Consider the following 4,119-nt stretch of genomic DNA (forward strand, 5'->3'; position numbering starts at 1 on the left):
CTGCCCACGGCAGGCTGAACCATAGGCCGCCATCCGGCCCCACCACGACCTAACACACCCTCAACGACCCGCTGCCCCAACAAGTTGACAACGCCATTTCCGCAGATCAACCCGCATTTTCGTGCCCTAGTCGGCACCACTAACTGTGGAACTCAGGTACCAAGTCGTCCGAGAAACTCCAGACCCTTCTCGCCGCCTGGGCCGGCGCCTGCCCCACCTGTCACCGCGACATACCCACACCGATACGGACCTGACCAAGCCCTACTAGTGCAGCCGGGCGGAACGGTCCCAGCGCCCGCGACTTCTTCGGCGTGCCGATCCGGCGCCGGCGACCAGCGAGCAGCCCGGAGAGAAACTCCGCCACAGGACGCGGGACATCGAGTGTGGAACATAAGTGATCAACGTGAAGCCCCTGATAGCTATGGGCGAGATCTTGTTGAGAGACCTGTCCTACCAGGGGCTTCCCGCCCCCGCCTGTCCGCCGCTACCTTCACACCTCAGCGGCCGCGAGATCATAAAACCTCAATGTCCAGCAGCAACACCAATTCGAACGGTAAACATCCGATGTTGCGATTCTGGCATCTCGTCAGGTTAATCACGCTCGTTCGGGACCGAAGGACGTCAACCTACGATTGTCGAAGACCCAATCACTTTCTCGTAATCGAACAAGGTCGAACTTTCGGAGATCTGGGGCCACCGGTCCTCAAAATCGTCTACCTGATGAGGGTCGCCTCAAGGAGGCTCTGCGGAGACTTCGTGGGGATAACCTGGCCCAATGTAAACCCAGCATTGGCCAGTAGTTCCGAGTACTGTGCCCGCGTACGCTCCCTACCGCCAAGCCCTACAAGCATAACCAAGTCCATGAGCTTACTGAGGTGCGGCTCGGCGTCCTCCGGGACGACGGATTCGACGATGAGCAAACGGTTCCCTGGCTTCATGGCTGTACGGCAGTTGCGCAGGATGCGAACCGCATCCTCATCGTCCCAATCATGGATGATCCACGCCAGGAGATATAGATCTCCGCCCGCAGGTACGCTCGTAAAGAAGTCTCCACCTGCCACCTGGATACGATCCTCAAAGTTACCTCCCTTGAGGCTGGCTTCTGCGGCAGCCGCGACATGCGGTTGATCGAACAATATTCCCCGACTGGCGGGGTTAGCTGAGAGAATCTGAGTCAGATAGTGACCCGTACCGCCCCCGACATCAACTATTCGTCCGGACTTGGTGAAGTCGTAAGCATCAATGACCGCACCGGACGCCATACGCCCGAAATCCTCCATGGCTTTGTCAAAAACCGCCCCCTCGGCGGGGTTGGCGGCAAAGTAATCGAAATATGATGCACCGTACACCTGCTCGAATGCCGGCTTGCCTGTTCGGACGGACTCAAGGAGGCCGTCAAACATTGTGTAACTACGAAAAGACAGCCGGAACCATGACTGGAGGGAACCTGGAACTTCGGAACGCAGGAATTGCCCAAGGGCGGTGAGGCGGTAACCACTTGAGGTATCGGTTACGATCCCCCATCCTGCGAGCATCCGCAGCAGCCGTGCCAATGTTGCGGGATCACAACTCGTACCTTGTGCGAGGTCGACGAGACTGGTCTCGCCATCGCCCATCCGATCCGGGATCCCCAATTCTACGGCGACCTGTACGCCCCGCGAGACGATGAAATTTGTCGACAACTGCAGCAGTGAAGCGATGGATTCCGATGTCGCAGATGCGGACATGCCAACGTCATTCATGTTTTTTGTTCTCCTTTGTCAGATTATTCGATCGACCTGGGCCTAAACTTATATTCGTCCATGCCCCAAGCTGCCAGGCAGGTCTCGGCAATCGGCGCATGCCCGACGCCGTACCTTGCGACTGGTTTCCGAGGTAGGAGGCTAAACCGTTCAGGCTCGCCCGACCTCGGAGTGACTCCGACGCGGTGGGTTCGCCCATGCAGCACGTTCGGATGGCCGGGGGGTGTTGCTGGTCCTCACCTTCCCCGCGCCGCAGCGGCGGCGCATGGAGAGGAACGATGGTCCTTTGACCGGGAGTCGCCTATCTCCTTGGAGCCACCACAGTCCCGGACACTCCTGTCCCGCTGTTTCTGGCGGGCTCGCTGATCGCGAAGGTGATGCGTTGATGGAGTTGGTGAACGAGGTCTTCGTATTCCCCATTGCGATCGTCCGTGCGGTGCACGATGGCGCACACATGGTCTTGGTAGTGGGCGGAGTAGTGCTCGGTTCCTGGGCAGATGATGAATCCGAAGCGCTGCTGGAGCTGGTGTTGCCCGTCGTCCATGCCGCAGATGCCGACCATGCCGGCTGCACCGAGTGCCCGGGCCGTCGCGATGGCCGCTGCATTCAGCAACACGCCCAAGCCCACCCCGCGGGCATGTTCGGCGACTACCATCCTGGCGTGCTCGAAGACGGCACGCTCGGGCATCCCATCGGCCTCCAGAACGGAGAGGAACCGGTCGTCTCCCAGGAAAGCCCGGGTTTGGAAGTGGCCGGTCAGGGCTGGTGGGGCCAGACGGATGTAGCCGCTCGGAGGCGCGGACGGTTCGGGATGGGCCGTGACGTGGTAGGCACCGTGATCGAGCATGTGCGCATCGACAAAGTGCCCCTCAAAGTCCCGGAATGCCGGGCGACGGCCTGCGGCGAAGAGGATCTCAGCACGGAAGGCGCGCAGATCCTGCAGTACCGCGCTGGTGTCGCACACGGCGAGCGGGAGCCGGCGGATCCGCAGGTGCCACCCGCGCCAACCGACGGCGACATCCCGGAACCGGGCGGCGGCCGGCGCGGGAAGAGCACCGTGGGCGGACGATGTCATGCGGGAACCGGCGCCGTGTCCAGATCGGTCTGTGCCAGCCGCAGGCACTCGGCCATGAACACCGAGTAGCAGGCCAGAGCGGTCGAGCCAGCCTCGGTCATGGTCGTGAGCGCCTGCGGCGATTCCGCCAGAACCCCCTGCAGTTGGCGGCGGTTGAAGGCGGTGTGTCCGGCATCCAGCTCAACATGCTCAGCCAGGAAACTGTAGAAGCGGGAGTCACTTCCAAACACACGCTCACAGTTGTGCAGCAGGTGCGGGCCCATGGTGACCGACAGCTGCTCGATCTCGTACTCGATAGCCAGCTGGGCCTGCGGAGCCGGTCCAGTGATCACCTGTTCGTGCAGCTGGATGTAGGGGCGGGTGCTGGCCAGCGGCGGCTCGGTAAGTAGAGCTTCAACGTCCACCGCAGTAGCGGAGTGCTCATTGAGCCGCGCGGCGATGGCGCGCGCGTCGGTGACCATCATCCGGTCATGACCGGCCTCGGCACGGGAGTGAGCCCTGAGCGCTTTACCAAGGGCCTGGTTGCCGAGCTGCGCGCACCGCTCACCGGCGCCTGCGATCCAGGACTCCACGGGGGCGGTCATTGCGACCCCGTGCACGCTGTAGCGCAGCAACCAGCGGGCGAACAGGCGCTCGTCGCACGACGGCGACGTGAGCAACCCCACCGCCTCATCGGCCGCAAACGCCTCTCTGTGACCGGCAAGCTCCGCCTCGTACTGCTCGAAGATCTCAGCACTCATCATGTATCCAATGCATATGAAAAGCCCCTCTTCGGGAGAGGGGCTGGTTCCGGAACAATGACTCCGACATGCCGTGCCGAGTCCCAACACCTCGTGGCTGACCCAAGGAGGGGTCAAGTCCAGCACAGCACTGGTACTCATGACTGTTCACGTCTGATAGATATGAACAGATGTTCGTCGCTGCGGCGGTCGCACGAATCAGTAAGTACTACCCAACTCTGACCTGTTGCTCTGCGACGCCGTTCCACGGGAGGCCGGAGCAGTGGATTGAAACCGACGTTGCTGCGACTGGCGCTCGCCGTGCTGCGGGCCTAGGAGTGTCTTCAAATGTCACGCCCACATCAGGAGCGAGGCGAGGGCGACAGCTGCCTGGTAGGACTCAGCGGTCTTGTCGTAGCGGGTTGCGATGCCGCGCCACTGGTCGGGTAGCCGGGTCATGTTGCCATGACCCGGCCCCCTCCGAACCGCACGGCCCCGGCGTAGTTGTGTGATGTCCGGTTCCGTGCCGGTTGGTCAGATGCTGTAGACGGCGAAGGCGTCTTTGTGGCGGAGGAGGTCGCGG

The 4,119-nt window shown here is 61.9% G+C and carries 3 protein-coding genes; all 3 read right to left on the minus strand.

Annotation, left to right across the window (positions count from 1 at the left end; translation table 11 throughout):
* Positions 1 to 713: 713 nt before the first annotated feature.
* Positions 714 to 1,742: a methyltransferase gene (locus tag ABZT03_RS43280; RefSeq protein WP_356049689.1), complete on the minus strand. Its 1,029-nt coding sequence runs from the start codon at positions 1,740 to 1,742 to the stop codon at positions 714 to 716.
* Positions 1,743 to 2,043: 301 nt separating this feature from the next.
* Positions 2,044 to 2,817, minus strand: coding sequence for a hypothetical protein (locus ABZT03_RS43285; RefSeq protein WP_356049691.1), 774 nt, complete (start codon positions 2,815 to 2,817; stop codon positions 2,044 to 2,046).
* The gene (locus ABZT03_RS43290) at positions 2,814 to 3,560 is read right to left on the minus strand and encodes an iron-containing redox enzyme family protein (RefSeq protein ID WP_356049692.1); all 747 of its coding nucleotides are present in this window, start codon (positions 3,558 to 3,560) and stop codon (positions 2,814 to 2,816) included. Before ABZT03_RS43290 ends, ABZT03_RS43285 begins: the two co-directional genes overlap by 4 nt.
* Positions 3,561 to 4,119 lie beyond the last annotated feature (559 nt).

This window comes from Streptomyces sp. NPDC005574, assembly GCF_040605435.1.
In the GTDB taxonomy this organism is placed as follows: domain Bacteria; phylum Actinomycetota; class Actinomycetes; order Streptomycetales; family Streptomycetaceae; genus Streptomyces.

Coding starts and splice junctions, on each gene's coding strand:
- ABZT03_RS43280 (WP_356049689.1), bottom strand. CDS start 1,742: ATGAATGACGTTGGCATGTCCGCATCTGCGACATCGGAATCCATCGCT.
- ABZT03_RS43285 (WP_356049691.1), bottom strand. CDS start 2,817: ATGACATCGTCCGCCCACGGTGCTCTTCCCGCGCCGGCCGCCGCCCGG.
- ABZT03_RS43290 (WP_356049692.1), bottom strand. CDS start 3,560: ATGATGAGTGCTGAGATCTTCGAGCAGTACGAGGCGGAGCTTGCCGGT.